The sequence below is a fragment of the Arthrobacter sp. B2060 genome, from assembly GCF_059090445.1.
Map to the genome: position 1 here is coordinate 150436 of NZ_JBNHFR010000010.1, position 15754 is coordinate 166189.

Annotated in this window: 14 protein-coding genes; 8 read left to right on the forward strand and 6 right to left on the reverse strand. The window is 64.1% G+C overall.

What is annotated here, in order from left to right; all coding sequences use genetic code 11:
- The first annotated feature begins 9 nt into the window (after window positions 1-9).
- From AC5RUM_RS16935 to AC5RUM_RS16970, 8 genes are all read left to right on the forward strand, one after another.
- The gene (locus AC5RUM_RS16935; protein WP_494036028.1) at window positions 10-1152 is read left to right on the forward strand and encodes an ABC transporter permease; all 1143 of its coding nucleotides are present in this window, start codon (window positions 10-12) and stop codon (window positions 1150-1152) included.
- Complete coding sequence (locus tag AC5RUM_RS16940) at window positions 1139-1717, forward strand: gluconate 2-dehydrogenase subunit 3 family protein (RefSeq protein WP_494036029.1); 579 nt, start codon at window positions 1139-1141, stop codon at window positions 1715-1717. Before AC5RUM_RS16935 ends, AC5RUM_RS16940 begins: the two co-directional genes overlap by 14 nt.
- A complete protein-coding gene (locus tag AC5RUM_RS16945) occupies window positions 1710-3407 on the forward strand; it encodes a GMC family oxidoreductase (RefSeq protein WP_494036030.1) in 1698 nt (565 codons plus the stop codon). Before AC5RUM_RS16940 ends, AC5RUM_RS16945 begins: the two co-directional genes overlap by 8 nt.
- Window positions 3408-3499: 92 nt before the next feature.
- Entirely contained in the window at window positions 3500-4588 is a 1089-nt protein-coding gene (locus AC5RUM_RS16950) for a nitrilase-related carbon-nitrogen hydrolase (protein WP_494036031.1), read from the forward strand.
- 96 nt (window positions 4589-4684) lie between these two features.
- A complete protein-coding gene (locus AC5RUM_RS16955; protein ID WP_494036032.1) occupies window positions 4685-5698 on the forward strand; it encodes an alcohol dehydrogenase catalytic domain-containing protein in 1014 nt (337 codons plus the stop codon).
- Complete coding sequence (locus AC5RUM_RS16960; RefSeq protein ID WP_494036033.1) at window positions 5695-6855, forward strand: Gfo/Idh/MocA family oxidoreductase; 1161 nt, start codon at window positions 5695-5697, stop codon at window positions 6853-6855. Before AC5RUM_RS16955 ends, AC5RUM_RS16960 begins: the two co-directional genes overlap by 4 nt.
- 24 nt (window positions 6856-6879) lie before the next feature.
- Window positions 6880-7821, forward strand: a complete 942-nt coding sequence (locus AC5RUM_RS16965; RefSeq protein ID WP_494036034.1) for an aldo/keto reductase — start codon at window positions 6880-6882, stop codon at window positions 7819-7821.
- Between the two features lie 184 nt (window positions 7822-8005).
- Window positions 8006-8812, forward strand: coding sequence for a DeoR/GlpR family DNA-binding transcription regulator (locus AC5RUM_RS16970; protein WP_494036035.1), 807 nt, complete (start codon window positions 8006-8008; stop codon window positions 8810-8812).
- A 479-nt stretch (window positions 8813-9291) separates the two neighbouring features.
- Here the strand turns inward: AC5RUM_RS16970 and AC5RUM_RS16975 are convergent, their stop codons facing one another.
- From AC5RUM_RS16975 to AC5RUM_RS17000, 6 genes are all read right to left on the reverse strand, one after another.
- Window positions 9292-10293: a sugar phosphate isomerase/epimerase family protein gene (locus tag AC5RUM_RS16975; protein ID WP_494036036.1), complete on the reverse strand. Its 1002-nt coding sequence runs from the start codon at window positions 10291-10293 to the stop codon at window positions 9292-9294.
- A 207-nt stretch (window positions 10294-10500) separates the two neighbouring features.
- Window positions 10501-11361 carry a sugar phosphate isomerase/epimerase family protein gene (locus AC5RUM_RS16980; RefSeq protein WP_494036037.1) on the reverse strand — a complete coding sequence of 287 codons (861 nt, stop codon included), beginning with the start codon at window positions 11359-11361 and terminating at the stop codon, window positions 10501-10503.
- Window positions 11362-11391: 30 nt separating this feature from the next.
- On the reverse strand, window positions 11392-12420 hold the full coding sequence (locus AC5RUM_RS16985; RefSeq protein WP_494036038.1) for a zinc-binding dehydrogenase: 1029 nt from the start codon (window positions 12418-12420) through the stop codon (window positions 11392-11394).
- Between the two features lie 21 nt (window positions 12421-12441).
- Complete coding sequence (locus AC5RUM_RS16990) at window positions 12442-13302, reverse strand: carbohydrate ABC transporter permease (RefSeq protein WP_494036039.1); 861 nt, start codon at window positions 13300-13302, stop codon at window positions 12442-12444.
- Window positions 13302-14282: a carbohydrate ABC transporter permease gene (locus tag AC5RUM_RS16995; protein WP_494036040.1), complete on the reverse strand. Its 981-nt coding sequence runs from the start codon at window positions 14280-14282 to the stop codon at window positions 13302-13304. Before AC5RUM_RS16995 ends, AC5RUM_RS16990 begins: the two co-directional genes overlap by 1 nt.
- A gap of 39 nt (window positions 14283-14321) precedes the next feature.
- Window positions 14322-15749: an ABC transporter substrate-binding protein gene (locus AC5RUM_RS17000; protein ID WP_494036041.1), complete on the reverse strand. Its 1428-nt coding sequence runs from the start codon at window positions 15747-15749 to the stop codon at window positions 14322-14324.
- Window positions 15750-15754 lie beyond the last annotated feature (5 nt).

Here is a 15754-nt window from a genome sequence, read left to right on the forward strand (position 1 = left end):
ACCAAAACAATGGAGTTCAAACCCGTGGCAAACAACACCACCCCGATACCGCCGGCACGAAGGCTTGCCCAAAGCCTGCCGTCCGCCCTCACTTCGCTCCGCACGTTCGTCGCTTCGCTCGGCTCCAAGGGATACCTGCTGGCCGTCGGCGCCATCGTCCTTCTCGTCGGCAGCGCCCTCTCCCAGCACTTCATGACCTCACGGAACCTCATATCGGTCCTGATCACCGCTTCTGTGGTGTCCGTCCTCGCCGTCGGACAGTACCTCGTGATCGTCACCGGCGGCATCGACCTCTCAGTAGGGGCCGTCGCAGCAGTGTCGTCGGTGATAGCGGGGCTGGCCCTTCAGCAGGGCACGCCCTGGCCTGTCGCCCTCCTTCTGGCACTGCTGACGGCCGGCCTGATCGGGGTCTTCAACGGCCTGATGATCGTCTACGGCGGCATCACCCCGTTCATCGTGACGCTGGCGATGATGAGCATCGCCCGCGGTGTGGCTTACATGCTGCAGACGGGGCGGCAGGTCGCGATCGAGGACCAAGGCTTCCTTGCGGCCTTTACCGCCAGCGTGGGTCCCATGCCCGCGCCGGTCATGATCGCCCTGCTGGTGACCATCGTCTTCGCCGTCGTCATGTCCCAGACCCGCTTCGGCCGCCGGCTCTTCGCCCTGGGAGGCAACCCGGAAGCCGCCAGGCTGTCCGGACTCCCCATCAAGCGGGACATCATCGGCGCCTACTTCCTCTCCTCCCTCCTGGCCGGCCTGGGCGGGGTGATGATCGCCGCACAGCTCACCGAGGGCAGCGCGATCATTGGCGAGGGCTACGAGCTCAACGCAATTGCCGCCGTCGTGGTGGGCGGGGCGTCCCTTTTCGGCGGCACCGGCGACCCTGTCAGCGCCGTCCTGGGAGGCCTGATCATCGCGGTGATCCTGAACATCATGGACCTTCTCGGCATTCAGGCCCAACCCCAACTGGTGGTCAAAGGGGCCGTGATCCTGCTGGCCGTCCTGTTCACCAGCGGCGTGGGCAACAAGCTGCCCGGCGCCCTTCGAAAACTCATCTTCCAGCAGCGCTACACGGGCAAGCCCGCCACTCAAGCGACGCCGGTCGGCGCTGCACCGGCAAGGGACAAGGAGGAAGCGGATGTCCGCCACTAACGAGGCCACGCTGACCCGGTGGCGGTTCTTCACGGAGGCGGAAGCCGAAACCGTGGACGCCATCTGCGCGCGCATCTTTCCCAGCGGCGACGGAAAACCCGGCGCCCGGGAAACCAAGGTCATCACCTACATCGACAGGACGACGGCGGACGAGGACGAGGCCCTGCGCCGCTGCTACCGAGACGGAGTGGAGGCCCTGAACGGCCTCAGTTCCGAGCTGTACGGCCAACGGTTCGCGGAGCTGTCCGACGAACGCAAAGACGAGGTGCTGGTACAAATCGAAGCCAGCGGAGCCGCTGAATCCACTGGAGCCCCGGAGGGCGCTGAAGACGAGGGCCTCCTGGCCACGTTCTTCGCCCTCGTCTGGGAACACACGATCCAAGGCATGTTCTGCGACCCCCAATACGGCGGCAATCACGAGGCCCTGGGCTGGCAGCTGGTCGGCTTCCCAGGGGCCCAATGGGGCTACAACGCAGAACAAATGCGGCCCGGCTTCGATTCCAAAACCATCCCCATCAAGACCCTTGAAGATCTACGCAGAGAGTTGAGGCGAGCAGATGCCTGAGACTGCAGAGGCCATCGTCGTCGGGCTGGGAGCATCCGGCGGCATCATCGCCGAGCAGCTGACCAAGGCCGGAATCCGGGTGCTGGCCCTCGACAAGGGACCCGTGCACACCACCGAGGAATTCACCTTCAAGCAGGACGAAGTCAAGTACTACTCCCGCGGCTCCCTCGTCCCCCAGCTGGCAACCGACCCCGTCACTTGGCGGCCGGACGAAAAGTCCACCGCACGGCTGCTCCCCTGGGCAGCCGGGGTACGCGGGAACAGCGAACCCCTGCACTTGCCGCCCTCCATCGGTCCCGGCGGCGGAACCCTGCACTGGGGCGGTGCCTCCTGGCGCCACCGCGACGCCGACTTCCGCATGAAATCCCTCATCGAGGAGCGCTACGGTGCCGACGCCCTGGACGAGGATTCCACCATGGTGGACTGGCCCATCGGCTACGGCGACCTGGAACCCTACTACGACCGCGTCGAATGGGAACTGGGCGTCTCGGGCCGGGCCGGAAACGTCAATGGCGCGCCGGACCCGGAGGGCAACCCCTACGAATCCCCCCGGGAGCGCGGCTTCCCGATGCCCCCGCTGCGGACGGCGCCGGCCGACGACAGGTTTAAAGCGGCCTGCCAGCGCCTCGGGTACCGCCCCTTCCAGCAGCCGGCTGCGGTGGCTTCCACAGACTACAAGTCGCTAAAGGGCTGCGAATACTGCGGTTTCTGCCACGGCTTCCTGTGCCACGTCAACGCCAAGCAGTCCAGCCGCATCACCTCCGTCGAGGCGGCCCTGCAGACGGGCAACCTGGAAATCCGTTCCAATTCACGGGCCTTCCGGCTAGACCGCGACCCTTCCGGCCGCCGGATCACCGGAGTCTCCTACTTCGACGCCGACGGCAACGTCCACGAGGTGCAGTCCAACCTCGTGGTGGTGGCCTGCTACGCCTTGGAGAACAGCCGTCTGCTGCTCGCCTCCGGCATCAACGCCAACGGCCAGGTGGGCCAGAACTTCATGACACACAGCTTCGGCTGGTGCAGCGTGGTCCTGCCAGAGTTCAGCAATCCCTTCATGGCACCCCTCGTCGCCGCCAGCGTCGTGGACGATCTGAACTGCGACGGCGTGCCGGACAACGACGAAGGGGTGCTGTGGGGATCCGTCCTGACCAGCATTCCCGGCGACCTCCAGCCCATTGAAGCCGCCCACAACCTCCCGCCCGGCATGCGCCGCTGGGGTCAGGGCTTCAAGGACTGGTTCTCCGAGAACTACCGTCGCCTGATGGGCATCCACAACCAGGTGCCCAGCTTCCCGTCCAGGAAGTACTACTGCGACCTCGATCCGGTGGTGAAGGACAAGTTCGGCCAGCCGGCGCTGCGCATCACGCACGACTGGTCCGAGCATGACCTGGCCGCCCTTAAGTACTTCGAGAAGGTCAAGCGCGCCATCGCCGAGGAAATGGGCGCCACCCAGTTCTGGTCCGAACCGACGCCCCCGGCATACCACCTGTCCACGCACGAGGTGGGAACGCACCGGATGGGCGAGAGCCCAGCCGATTCCGTCGTCGACATCTACGGCGAGTCCCATGAATGCAAGGGCCTGTTCGTCGTCGGTGGCGGCCAGTTCCCCACGCTGTCCGGCTACAACCCGACCCAGACCCTGCAGGCGCTGGCGTATCTCAGCGCCGACCGCATCCTCGACAAGGTCTGACCGGGCCCGTACCGGAACCCTAAACCCCCGAAAGAACACCTCGTCTGCCTGAAACCCCAGGCGACGACGCGATAAAGAAAGAGAAATAACAAATGGTTGACCCGTATGCCATCGTGGCATTGTCCAACACCGTCCACACCATCAAGAAGCGCGAAGACGCCATCGAGAACACCAAGCGGATCTGCGACTTCATGGACCCGGCCGTCATGGTGGCGGCCACCGACGGCGCACCCGTCAAGCTTGTTGTCCTGCCGGAAATGGCAATTCAGGGCATGCTGCCGGACTTCAAAGCCGGCAACCGCGAAGCCCACGAAGCCTTCGCCATGACCATCCCCGGACCGGAGACCGAGATCCTCGGCCAGAAGGCCCGCGAGCTCAACACCTACATCGCCGCTGAGCTCTACCTTGTCCGCGACGACGACTTCCCGGGCCACCTCTTCAACGTGGCCTTCATCATCGACCCCAACGGTGACGTTGTCTACAAGCGTTACAAGTCCACCTCGGACGCGTACGAGGGCGGCGCCCTGGGCACCACCAACCCGCACGATATCTGGGACGAATTCATTCAGAAGCGCGGCAACGGCAACCTCCTGGATGCCTTCTTCCCGGTCGCCAAGACCGAGATCGGCAACATTGGCTACATCATCTGCCACGAGGGCGCCTACCCGGAGACCTCCCGCGGCCTGGCGATGAACGGTGCCGAACTCATCATCCGCGGCACACTGATCGAGCCGCAGGTGGGCATGGGGATGTGGGAGCTGCAGAACCGCGCCCACGCCATGTTCAACCAGGTCATGGTGGTCGCTCCGAACCTGGGCCCGCAGCGCAACGACGACGGCAGCCTGTTCGACCTCTTCGGTGGCCAGTCGATGATCGTGGACCACAAGGGCCGGGTTCTGGTGAAGAACGAAGGCGTCAGTGCCGGCGACTCCTTCGTCAGCACCGTCGTCGACCTGGAGGCGCTCCGCCGCTCGCGGGCTGCCAACGGCGTCACCAACTGGTTCAAGGACCTGCGCACCGAGATGTATGCGGGTATCTACGAACAGCCCATCTACGAAAGGAACCAGTACCTCAACGAGCTGCCGGCCGAAGGCTGGCTTGCCCGTGAGGCGAAGCGCCGTGGCATGAACATCGAAAAGCTCATGGAACGCGGACTCCTCACGGCGCCGTCGAGCAACTAACTCCCCCGCAAGAGGGAAAACCACTGCGGGCGTCCGGCCCCAGGCCGGACGCCCGCAGCCCATCACCAACCCCTGCAAAACCCGAAAGGTAGACGCATGTACGCCGCCGTCCTCCGTGCCCCCGGACCCGTTGAGAACCATCCGCTGGACTACAGCGAGGTCCCCGAACCCGTACCCGGCCCCGGTGAAGTCGCGATCAGCGTGCTCGCCTGCGGGGTCTGCCGGTCCAACCTGCACATGATCGAGGGTGACTGGCTGCCCGGCACCCCCGCCGCGCTGCCCATCATCCCGGGCCATGAGGTTGTGGGCCGGGTGAAGGCCGTTGGTCCCGGCGTGGACAACCTCGCGGTGGGCGACCGGATCGGCGTCCAGCCCATCTGGTCCGCGTGCGGCATGTGCGGGCACTGCATCGGCGGTCATGAGCAGCGCTGCCGGCGCCGGCAGATCACCGGAGAGACACGCGACGGCGGTTACGCGGAAGTCATGCTGGCGAACGCCGCCTTCGCCTGCAAGATCCCCGATTCCCTGTCCGATACCGAGGCTGCGCCACTGTTCTGCCCGGGGATCACCGCCTACGGCGCGGTGAAGAAGGCGCTGCTGCGGCCGGGCCAGAACGTGGCCGTGTTCGGCGTCGGCGGCGTCGGCCACCTGGCGCTGCAGATGGCCGGGCTCACCGGCGCCCACGTCAACGCCGTCTCCCGGAGCGTGAAGGCCCGGACCCTTGCCGAGCAGCTGGGTGCACACGGCGCATATGTGCCTGCCGGAAGCGAGGGAGGCTTGGTTCTTCGGGACGGGTCCCAGGACACGGCCATCGTCTTCGCCCCGTCGGACCGGGCCGTTGCCGAAGCGCTGCGCGTCATCAAGCCGGGCGGCCGCGTGGTGCTCGGCGTGGCACAGTCCGTGGGCGTCATGGATATCGGCGACGAAAAGACTGTGGTCGGAACGGTGCTGGGTACCCGCCAAGACATGGCGGACGTACTGAGCCTCGCAGTGGACGGCAAGCTCCACGCTGTCCATGAAGACTTCCCGCTCAGCGAGGCCAACCAGGTGCTGCAGCGGCTCAAGAACGGCCAGCTGCACGGCCGTGCCGTACTGGTGCCCGGCGCATGAGTGCCGTCACCGGCCGGGAACCGCATCGGTTCATCATTGTCGGCCGGGGCTGGCGCGCCGACTTCTACCTACGCATAGCCCGAAGCCTTCCACACCTCTTCACCTGCGTCGGTGCGGTCACGCGAACATCAGAAGGCGGGGAGGACATGGAGCAGCAGTGGGGCATACCCACATACCGGACCCTCCAAGAAGCAGCCCGCAGTCTGGACCCTGACCTCGCCGTCACGTGCGTCCCCCGGCACGCCAACCCGGGGGTCGTCCGCGCACTCGTTAGCCTCAACATTCCGGTCCTTTCGGAAACGCCGCCCGCCGCTGACCTTCCCGCACTGCTCGCGCTATGGCACGACGTGGGGTCCACGGGCCTGGTCCACGTGGCCGAGCAGCACCCATATCTTCCCTTCTTCCGTGCTGTCCGCCGCCTCCTCGACGCCGGCAAGTTCGGGGAAGTCAGCTCCGCCACCGCGTCCTGGACCCACGACTACCACGCCATGGCCATCCTGCGGTCGGTGCTCGCCATAGGACACGACCGCGTACACATCCTGGCGATGTCCCGGCAGTCCCCGCTCCTTAACGGACCAGACCGGCAGGGCAAACCCGATTACAAGAAACTGGACGACGTCCGGACCACTCTCGCGCTCCTTAGTTCGGGCTCCAAAACAGGGGTCTACGACTTCACTGAGACGCAGTGGTTCAATCCCCTGCGCGGACGGCATTTCCAGCTCCGCGGCAGCCACGCCGAACTCACCGGCAACCGGCTCACCTGGTTAAACGACGACGGCGACCCCGTCAGCGCACCGATCGAACGACGCCAACTCGGCATCGACGGCAACCTCGAAGGCGCCGACCTGGACACACTCAGCGCCGCAGGGGAAATCCTCTACGTGAACCCTTTCCGCGGCGCCCGGCTCTCAGACGAGGAGATCGCCATGGCCACCTGCCTCAACAACACGCTGCCGGAAAACCGCACCCAGGGCTACTCCCTCGCCGACGCCTGCCAGGACCACTATCTCTCCCTCCTCATTCATGAAGCCGCTGGGTCAGGGGGGAGCATCAACTCGGCGCCACAACCATGGCAGGCCGTCCCGAGCCTCCACACCTTGTCGGGCCACCAGCCCACCCCAGCGCGTGCCGTCACCGGCCTGGAACCAACCAAATAACAACCGATTCGAAGGAACGACAATATGCAGAAGCGAACCCTGGGACGCACCGGGCTATCCGTCTCCCCAGTCTGCGTGGGAACAAGTGCCCTGGGCAGCCACCCCACACAATACGGCTATGAAGTCAGTCACGAGACGGCGGTAGCCACCATCCGGGGGGTGCTGGAGGGGCCTTTCAACTTCATCGACACCTCCAACGAGTACGGGCACGGCGGCGACAGCGAACGGCGGATCGGCGAAGCCATCAAAGAAGTGGGCGGCCTGCCGGCAGACATCGTCCTCGCCACGAAAGTCGACCCCATTGTCGGCACCACGGACTTCTCTGGCGACCGGGTGCGGAAGTCCGTAGAGGAGAGCCTCGAACGGCTGGGACTGGACAAATTGCAACTCGTCTATTTTCACGATCCCGAAAAGATCACCTTCGAAGAAGGAACGGCGCCCGGAGGTCCCCTTGAGGCCCTCATTCATTTGAAGAACCAGGGCGTTATCGAGCACCTGGGTGTCGCAGGCGGCCCCATCGATCTCGAACTGAAGTACCTGGCAACCGATGCCTTCGACGTCGTCATCAGCCACAACCGCTACACCCTCGTGGACCAGACGGCGGAGCCGCTGATCCAGGACGCGGCGGCTCGCCGTGTGGCATTCGTCAATGCCGCCCCATTCGGCGGCGGCATGCTCGTCAAAGGCCCGGATGCGGTCCCGAACTACTGCTACCGCCCCGCGAGCCCGGCGATCGTGGAACGGGTCCGGAAAATGGAACAGCTGTGCAAGGCGCACGATGTGCCCCTGGCCGCCGCGGCGCTTCAGTTCTCCACCCGGGATCCACGTGTCGCGTCCACGATTGTAGGCATGTCCGAACCCCGCCGCGTTGCCCAGACAGCCGAACTCGCCGAGTGGGACATTCCCGCCGAGCTGTGGGACGAACTGATCCCGCTGGCCCGCGCCGGTTCCGGCGACTTGGGATAACCGCCGACCTTCCCGACCACCGTGAATGCCTCCGCCGAGTCCCATACCGGAATCTGACGGAGGCATTCCGGCTCGGTGGCCGACGTCACCGCACGCCAGTAATCCAGGTTCTCGTCAGCAGGAATTTCATGACACCGTTAGAAGGAGTCAACAGCACAGCTAAGCCGCTTTACAGGAGGTAGCCATGACCCCAGCCGCAGAACAGGCCAACGGGCGTCCGGACACGCGCGTGCCCTACGCGGACCAGAGAAGAGAATTCATCCTTGCCACACTCCGAACGAACGGCCGCGCCGATGCCGCCGACATGGCTCTGGAACTCGGGGTCACGAACGAAACCGTCCGCAAGGACTTTGTAGCCCTCGAGCAACTCGGATTGCTGCGCCGCGTCCACGGTGGCGCCATCCCCGTGGGACGCCTCACCTATGAACCTCCCCTGGCAGCGAGAACAGCCCTCTCTGAGGAAAAGGAGCTCATCGCCCGGGCGGCCCTCCAGCACCTGCCCACCAACGGATCAGTCCTTATTGACGGGGGGTCCACGACTGCGAAGTTGGTCGAAATCCTGCCGCGGGACCGTGCGCTGAGGGTCTACACCAACACCCTGTCGATCGCCGTCGCCCTCATGGATGCGCCGTTGCTGACGGTTTACACCCTTGGCGGACGCGTCCGGCCGGTCACCTCCGCCGAAGTCGATGACTGGGCAGCCCGGGCACTTGCTGAAATCAACGTGGATGTAGCGTTCCTCGGAACAACAGCCGTCTCCCTCGAGCGGGGCCTCACAACTCAGGACGCGGCCGAAGCGGCCATCAAACGGCTAATGCATGCCAGCGCCCGCCGCCGCATACTACTTGCCGACCACAGCAAGTTCGGCAAGGTCAGCAACTGCAAACACGCAGATCTGGCCGACATCGACCTCCTTATCACTGACACCGGCATCAATCCCCAGATGCTGAAGTCGCTGCGTTCAGCAGGCCTCCAAGTGGAATCCGTCTGACCCCTCACCAACGGTCAACAGGCCCTCATTTACAGGCACACCGCAGTCAGTCGTCGCACCGTTCTGAACGGCGAATGCAGAGAGGGCCCCACCCGGCGTCCAATCCTGAAAAGACCAGGACGGAAATCGGCCTCGTACAACGTTGGTCCTCATCGCCGGACTTGCCGCGCCATGGTTCGCCTGCCAGTGCCCGCTGAAATCGTATGTCAGGGTCTCCGCCGGCGCGCCATCCCTGAAGTCGATACAGCAGTGCCGTACGTCGCCGCGGTCCCCGACGATCATCTCTATCCCCATGATGAAAGTTCCCGTGCATGGAAGCTCTCCGCTGTACTCAAACTCGAGAAAGCAGTCACGATCGGACAGCAAGAGAGCTGCCCGGACTAGCCGGGGCGAGTGAAGGCAAACTTGGTCATAGGCGTGTGTACACATGCTGACTCCTCATACACAAGACCAAACAGTGGTCTTTCTGTGCTCGACAATTAATCGTTGCTGCTGAAGGCGGCGTCGAAGCTTGTCTGCGATGCCGGGTAATCGAACTTCTTGAGCGCGGCGAGAGCTTCGGGGGCGCCGTGGAGGCGGTCCATGCCGGCGTCTTCCCATTCGATGCTGATGGGGCCCGTGTAGCCGATGGCGGTGAGGGCGCGGAAAGAGGATTCCCAGGGGACATCGCCGCGTCCGGCGGAGACGAAGTCCCAGCCGCGGCGGGGGTCGCCCCAGGGCAGGTGCGAGCCCATGACGGTGTTCCGGCCCGTCATGCGAAGCTTGGTGTCCTTGCAGTCCACGTGGTAGATCCGCTCCTTGAAGTCCCAGATGAAGGAGACCGGGTCGATGCCCTGCCACATCATGTGCGAGGGGTCCCAGTTGAGCCCGAACGCCTCGCGGCGTCCGATGGCCTCCAGGGTCCGGACGGTGGTCCAGTAGTCGTACGCGATCTCGCTCGGGTGGACTTCATGGGCGAAGCGGACCCCGCATTCGTCGAAGACGTCCAGGATGGGGTTCCACCGGTCCGCGAAGTCCTGGTACCCGGCGTCGATGACCTTTTCCGGCACGGGCGGGAACATCGCGACGTACTGCCAGATGGAGGAACCGGTGAAGCCGACAACGGTGTCCACGCCCAGGGCCTTGGCGAGCCGTGCGGTGTGTTTCATTTCCTCGGCGGCGCGCTGGCGGACGCCTTCGGGGTTCCCGTCGCCCCAGACCCTGGGCCCGACGATGGCCTCGTGGCGGAAGTCGATGGGGTCATCGCAGACGGCCTGGCCCTTGAGGTGGTTCGAGATGGCCCAGACCTTCAGGTTGTACTTCTCCAGCACGGCGAGTTTGGACTCCACGTAGCCGGGCTCGTCCCAGCGCCAGGCGTCCAGATGGTCCCCGGACACGGCGATCTCGAGGCCGTCGTAGCCCCAGCCGGAGGCCAGGCGCGCGACTTCCTCGAAGGGCAGGTCGGCCCACTGGCCGGTGAACAGGGTGTACGGGCGAGGCATGTCAGGCTCCTTCGGCGAGGGTATCGGTCGGGGCGTCGGCTGCGGGTCGACGTGTCCGGATCAAAGGTTGTTGGTCCGGCTATTGCAAAGCTTGCTGCCTTTTCGGATTTCCGTTCTTGAGGTCCGGGGACTGCAGGTCGGGTACGGCCGGGAAAATACCGGCGATTGCCGCTGCAGACCCCGGACCATGTGGTGAGTCCGGGATTCTCAGATGGCTTGGGCTTTCTTCATGCAGTCCCTGACATAGGCGTCGGACGCGCGAAGGTGTTCACCGATTTTTCCGAAGCTCCATCCCTGCGTTCCGTGGCATTTGAGGCTGGTGACGCCTTCATACCCAACCCTGTGCAGCGTTCCCAGCATTACGGAATGGTCAAGTGTTCCGTCGGGGCGGGGAAGTTGCTGGTCGGCGGGACCGAAGTTCAGCCCGTCTGTGCCGTGGCGGTAGGCGCGGTCGATGTCCCAGATGTAGTAGTAGAAGAGCCGTTTGCGTTCGGCGAGGAACGTGATCGCTTCGCTGATGGTGTCCTGCATCACCCACAGGTGCGGGGGAGCGATGCAGATGCCGAGGTAGGGGTCGTCGATGTCGCGGATGAGCCGTTTCATCTGGGCGAGGGTGTCAACGCCTTCGTCCCATCGCTGGTCTTCGTTGGCGCCGGATTCGAAATCGGCGGCGAACGGGACGGTGAGATGGTTTTCGACCGCGATCCGGACTCCGCGACGTGCTCCTGCTTCGACGATGGGTGGCAGGAAGGTGGAGACGAAGTCGGGGTAGTTGGCTTCGCAGTCGAAGATGAGGGTGTCGATTCCGAGGTCTGCGGCGAAATCGACACGTTCCAGGATTTCGTCCTGGGTCTTTCCGTAGACTGTGAGGCCGCAGGGTTTGATCCCGTATTTGTCCAGCACTCCGAGGATTTTGCCGGGGTCATCTCCCGGGTTGACGTGGTGGGCCAGCGGTGCGGCGGAGGACCAGAGGTTGACTTCTTTGAAGCCGATATCGGCAAGGTCGCGGATGGAGTCTTCAAAGCCGTGGTCGTGGTAGGGGACGAGCTCGGCGGCATATCTGAACATGGGTTCTCTCCTTCGGAGGGTCTGACGGGTTTACCAGACGAAGACGGCTTTTTCGGTTTCGCGCTGGTCGAAGGCGCGGAAGGCTTCCTCGGCCTGATCGATGGAAAAGTCGTGGCTGATGAGCTTCTCGACCGGAATTTTCTGGTCGATGACGAGGCGCACGATTTCTTCCCAGTCGCTGATGGGGAAGTACCAGCCGCCGACGACGGTGAGCAGTTTTCTGAGCATCTGGTCGCTTGGGTTGATCTGCGTGGCCCGCGACTCACCGACGAACGCGACGGCGCCTAGCTTGGCGGCGGCGTCCAGGGCCGAGTTCTGCCCGGCGGGGTTGCCGGAACAATCGATGCAGACGTCCGCTCCGCGGCCTTGGGTGAGGTTCCGGATCTGCTGGACGGCGTCGGCTGTTGTGCTGTTGATGACGGCGTCGGCGCCGAGCGAGCTGGCCTGTTCGAGCCGGTGGTCGATGACGTCGACGGCGATGACGCGGGCGCCGAAGGCTTTGCCGATGAGTACCGCGGCCGATCCCATTGGTCCCATGCCGAAGACGGCGACGGTTTTTCCGCCGGCCACTCCGAGCTGCTTCTGCACGTGGTACTGGCTGCCGACCATGTCGGTCATCACCGCCCCGGCGCGGAAGCTGAGTTCGTCAGGGAGCTGAAGACAGTTGCGCTCGGGCAGCACGAAGTAGTCGGCGTCACCGCCGTGGACGTCGAAACCGAAGCATTTCCACTGGTTGCACAGCATCATGTAGCCGCTGAGGCAGTACTCGCAGAAGCCGCAGCCCAGGGCGAGGTAGCCGGCGACACGGTCGCCTTCTTTGACGTGGGTCACGGCGTTTCCGACCTTGACGACTTCGCCGGCTGCCTCGTGCCCGGGTATGACCGAACCGTGGCCGGCACCTTCCCCGCCGACGATCGGGTTGCCGTAGTAGATGCTCATGTCGCTGCGGCAGATCGCGGAGGCACGGGTCCGCACCAGCACCTCATGCGGTCCCGGCTCCGGGACGTCGCGTTCCGCGACGGTGACTCTTTTGTCACCGGGGAGGATTACTGCTTTCATCGTTTCTTCTCCAATACTCATTTACTTGACTGCACCAAAGGTGAGGCCGGCGACCATCTGGCGGCGCAGCACGACCATGAGGACTAGGATCGGCACGACGATCAGGGTCGCGGCGGCGGTGATGTTGCCCCAGTCCGTGCCGTACATACCGGTGAACTGCTGCAGGCCCACCGGAGCGGTCTTGGCCCCGCTGCGGGTCAGTGACAGGGCGAACAGGAATTCGTTCCAAGACAGGACGATGGTCAGTACGGCGGCCGTGGCGACGGACGGCACAAGGAGGGGCCAGATGATCCGGCGGAGGACCTCCCATGTTGAGGCGCCGTCGACCATGGCTGCTTCCTGGATCTCATAGGGCAGCTGCAGGATCGAGCTGCGCAGGATCCACACCACGATGGGCAGGTTGAAGGCAGCGTACGGGATGATCAGGGCCGGATATGTGTCCATAAGCCCAAGCTTGCCGGCGAAGACGAAGACCGGGATGACGGCGACGATGGGAGGGAACATGTAGGTCGACAGGATCCAGGATGAGAGTCCCTTGCGGGCCCGGAAATCCCTCATCGTCAGGGCGTAGGCGGCCGGGACCCCCACGATGATGGCCAGCGCGGTGGCACCGAGGCTGACGACTGCACTGTTGGTGAGCAGCTGACCGAAGCTTTCGGATTTGCCGCCGCCAGCTGACAGTACGGAGGCGTAGTTGTCCAGGGTGGGCTGGAAGATCCAGGCCGGGGGGATCTGGTTCGCGATCCCGGCCGGCTTGATGGACGTGATGAACATGAACAGCAGCGGCACGAGGCCGACTAGGAGCCATGCCCACAGAAAGGTACGTCCGATGATGACGCGTGCCACGGTACCCGCGCGGCTGGTCGATGATGTCGTTGTCATTACATTTCCTCGGGGTCTGCTCGGCGGCCGATGATGCGCAGCATGAATGGGATAAGAAGCGAGAGGATGATCAGGAAGACCACGCCCAGGGCGCAGGCGAGACCGACGTTGAAGCTTTGAAGGCCGACGCGGAAAATGCCCAGGTTGATGATCTCGGTGGACTCACCGGGACCGCCACCGGTGAGGATCTTGAACGAATCGAAGGTTTTGAAGGCCTGGATGGTCCGCAGCACGGCCGCGATGGCAATGAACGGCACCATGGCCGGAAAGGTGATGTGCCGGAACATCTGCCATGGGGTCGCTCCGTCGACCATGGCTGCTTCCCGGGGTTCCCCCGGCAGGGACTGAAGGCCGGCCATCAGGATCAGGGCGATGAACGGGGTCCACTGCCACATGTCGAGAATGACCAGGACGATCCATGCCGATGTCGGATCACCGAGCAGGTCGACGCCTTGGGGGAATCCGAAGACGCCGAGGTAGTAGCCTACCCACCCGTAGTTGGGGTTCAGCAGCTGCTTGAAGACCATGGCCGCGACCGCCGGAGTGACGGCGAACGGCAGCAGCATGAGCGCGGCCCCGACCTTGTTGGCGCGGGTCTGGGCCGCTAGCGGGAGTGCCAAGGCAAAGCCCAGGATCATCTCCAGGATCACCGCGACCGCAACGAAGCCGAACGTGATCAGGAATGCGTGCTGGACCGAGGCATTGGTGACCGCCGTGATGAAGTTATCCAGTCCGACGAATTTGCCCACGCCCCCGAGGATCTTGTCGTTGCGGAAGGCCGAGTAGAAGATAAAAATGGCCGGGGCCACCGTCATCAGCAGCAGGACAAACATGGCCGGGGCCATGTAAGCCCACGGGGTCGAACGTTTTTTCCAGGTCAGCGGCTTCCTGCCCCGCGGGCCGGCCGTGGCAAGGCCGTCCGCGCGGCGGGAAGCGTCAACCGTCAAAGTCGCATCCAATGGTGCGGCGGTTGCTTTCATAATCGATACTCCTTGGGCGACCTTGAACGGTCCGATGGGTTAGTAGCCGGCCGATTTAAGGAGGGCCGAGACCTTCTCCGACGCGGACTTGAGTGCATCCGATGGCGAGGAAGCGCCGGTTGCGGCGTTGTTCACCGCGACGGCCACCTCGTGGCTGACTTCGGTGTAGTTGGTCAACCGGGCACGGCCAACGCCTACTGCGAGGGATTTTCCGAGCGTGTCGTAGAAGGGTGCGAGGGGGTTATCGTTCTTGATTTCGGCAAAGACGGAGGTCCGGCTGGGGTGCAGGGACTTGGCGGTCATCGTCGTTTGCTGCTCGGCGGCGGTCAGCCAGCTGATCCCCTGGTAGGCCCATTCCTTGTTCTTGGAGTTCTTGTTGACGCTCAGCATCCAGGTCCCGAAGTGGGGTCCGGCGGCTTTCGCGCTGGGCACCGGGGCATAGCCGATGGTGCCTCCCTTGACGTTGTCACCGAGCTTGAGGTCGTGGTAGTTGATCGTCATCGCGGTCAGCCCGCTGCCGAACGATTCGGCGGTTGTACCCCAATCCGCTGACGTGCTGCCCGGGGGGACATGTCCGCTTTGCGCCAGCTTGGCGTAGTAATCCAGCGCTTGGACTCCTTCGGGCGTGTCGAACGTGGGCTTGCCGTTCTCGTCCGCCAAGGTCCCGTCCCCGCCCTGGGAGGCGAGCAGGGTCTTGAAGTCATCGGTGGCCCAGTCGCCGACACCCGCCATGACCGTGGTGCCGTAGAGCTTCTTGTCCGGCTGGGTAAAGAACTCCGCCACCTGGGCATAGTCGTCCCAGGTCTTCGGGACGGTGAGGTCCTTACCGTACTTGGCCTTGAAATTCGCCTTCTGGACCGGGTCGTTGAACAGGTCGCTGCGGTAGGCCATGACAGCCACGTTCGACTGGATCGGCATCCCGTACACGTCGAATCCTGCGTTCTTGATCGCGGATGTGTCGGGCCTGGCCGTGGGATCCGGGTAGCGCTTGATCGGAGAATCAGCGTTGTAGACGGTCGTGTCATAGAACACCTTGGGGATGAAGTCACCCACGTTGGACTGCGGGCCGTCAGGGTTCAGGGCCCCGTTCTCGAGGTACTGGCTCAGGGGCTCGAGGTTCTGCACCAGGGCCGGCGCCCACGGAGTGTCGACGACGACGATGTCGTAGTAGCTGCTGCTGGAAGCGAATTCGGAGAAGACCTTCTGCTGCAACGCGTCGTACGGCTGGTTGTCGATCTTCAAATCGATGCCGAACTTTTCCTTGAACTCCGGCACCAGCGACGCGACGGCGGCGCTGTTGGCTTCATCGGTGGTGTAGAGCATCCGCAGCTCTGCCGGTTTGGCTGCCGCGGTATTGGGTGCTGATGACCCGCCCGTGCATGCGGTTGCCAACAGGGTTACGGTGAGCGCGGCTCCCAAGCCCGCTACGATGCGTGACCGCTTGACGCGATCGAGAGATCGGATCATCCTAC

What these genes read in the sequence shown, in the direction of transcription:
- AC5RUM_RS16975 (WP_494036036.1), bottom strand. Translation starts at nt 10,293, where the DNA reads ATGCCTCGCCCGTACACCCTGTTCACCGGCCAGTGGGCCGACCTGCCC.
- AC5RUM_RS16945 (WP_494036030.1), top strand. Translation starts at nt 1,710, where the DNA reads ATGCCTGAGACTGCAGAGGCCATCGTCGTCGGGCTGGGAGCATCCGGC.
- AC5RUM_RS17000 (WP_494036041.1), bottom strand. Translation starts at nt 15,749, where the DNA reads ATGATCCGATCTCTCGATCGCGTCAAGCGGTCACGCATCGTAGCGGGC.
- AC5RUM_RS16985 (WP_494036038.1), bottom strand. Translation starts at nt 12,420, where the DNA reads ATGAAAGCAGTAATCCTCCCCGGTGACAAAAGAGTCACCGTCGCGGAA.
- AC5RUM_RS16935 (WP_494036028.1), top strand. Translation starts at nt 10, where the DNA reads ATGGAGTTCAAACCCGTGGCAAACAACACCACCCCGATACCGCCGGCA.
- AC5RUM_RS16980 (WP_494036037.1), bottom strand. Translation starts at nt 11,361, where the DNA reads ATGTTCAGATATGCCGCCGAGCTCGTCCCCTACCACGACCACGGCTTT.
- AC5RUM_RS16955 (WP_494036032.1), top strand. Translation starts at nt 4,685, where the DNA reads ATGTACGCCGCCGTCCTCCGTGCCCCCGGACCCGTTGAGAACCATCCG.
- AC5RUM_RS16960 (WP_494036033.1), top strand. Translation starts at nt 5,695, where the DNA reads ATGAGTGCCGTCACCGGCCGGGAACCGCATCGGTTCATCATTGTCGGC.
- AC5RUM_RS16970 (WP_494036035.1), top strand. Translation starts at nt 8,006, where the DNA reads ATGACCCCAGCCGCAGAACAGGCCAACGGGCGTCCGGACACGCGCGTG.
- AC5RUM_RS16995 (WP_494036040.1), bottom strand. Translation starts at nt 14,282, where the DNA reads ATGAAAGCAACCGCCGCACCATTGGATGCGACTTTGACGGTTGACGCT.
- AC5RUM_RS16940 (WP_494036029.1), top strand. Translation starts at nt 1,139, where the DNA reads ATGTCCGCCACTAACGAGGCCACGCTGACCCGGTGGCGGTTCTTCACG.
- AC5RUM_RS16990 (WP_494036039.1), bottom strand. Translation starts at nt 13,302, where the DNA reads ATGACAACGACATCATCGACCAGCCGCGCGGGTACCGTGGCACGCGTC.
- AC5RUM_RS16950 (WP_494036031.1), top strand. Translation starts at nt 3,500, where the DNA reads ATGGTTGACCCGTATGCCATCGTGGCATTGTCCAACACCGTCCACACC.
- AC5RUM_RS16965 (WP_494036034.1), top strand. Translation starts at nt 6,880, where the DNA reads ATGCAGAAGCGAACCCTGGGACGCACCGGGCTATCCGTCTCCCCAGTC.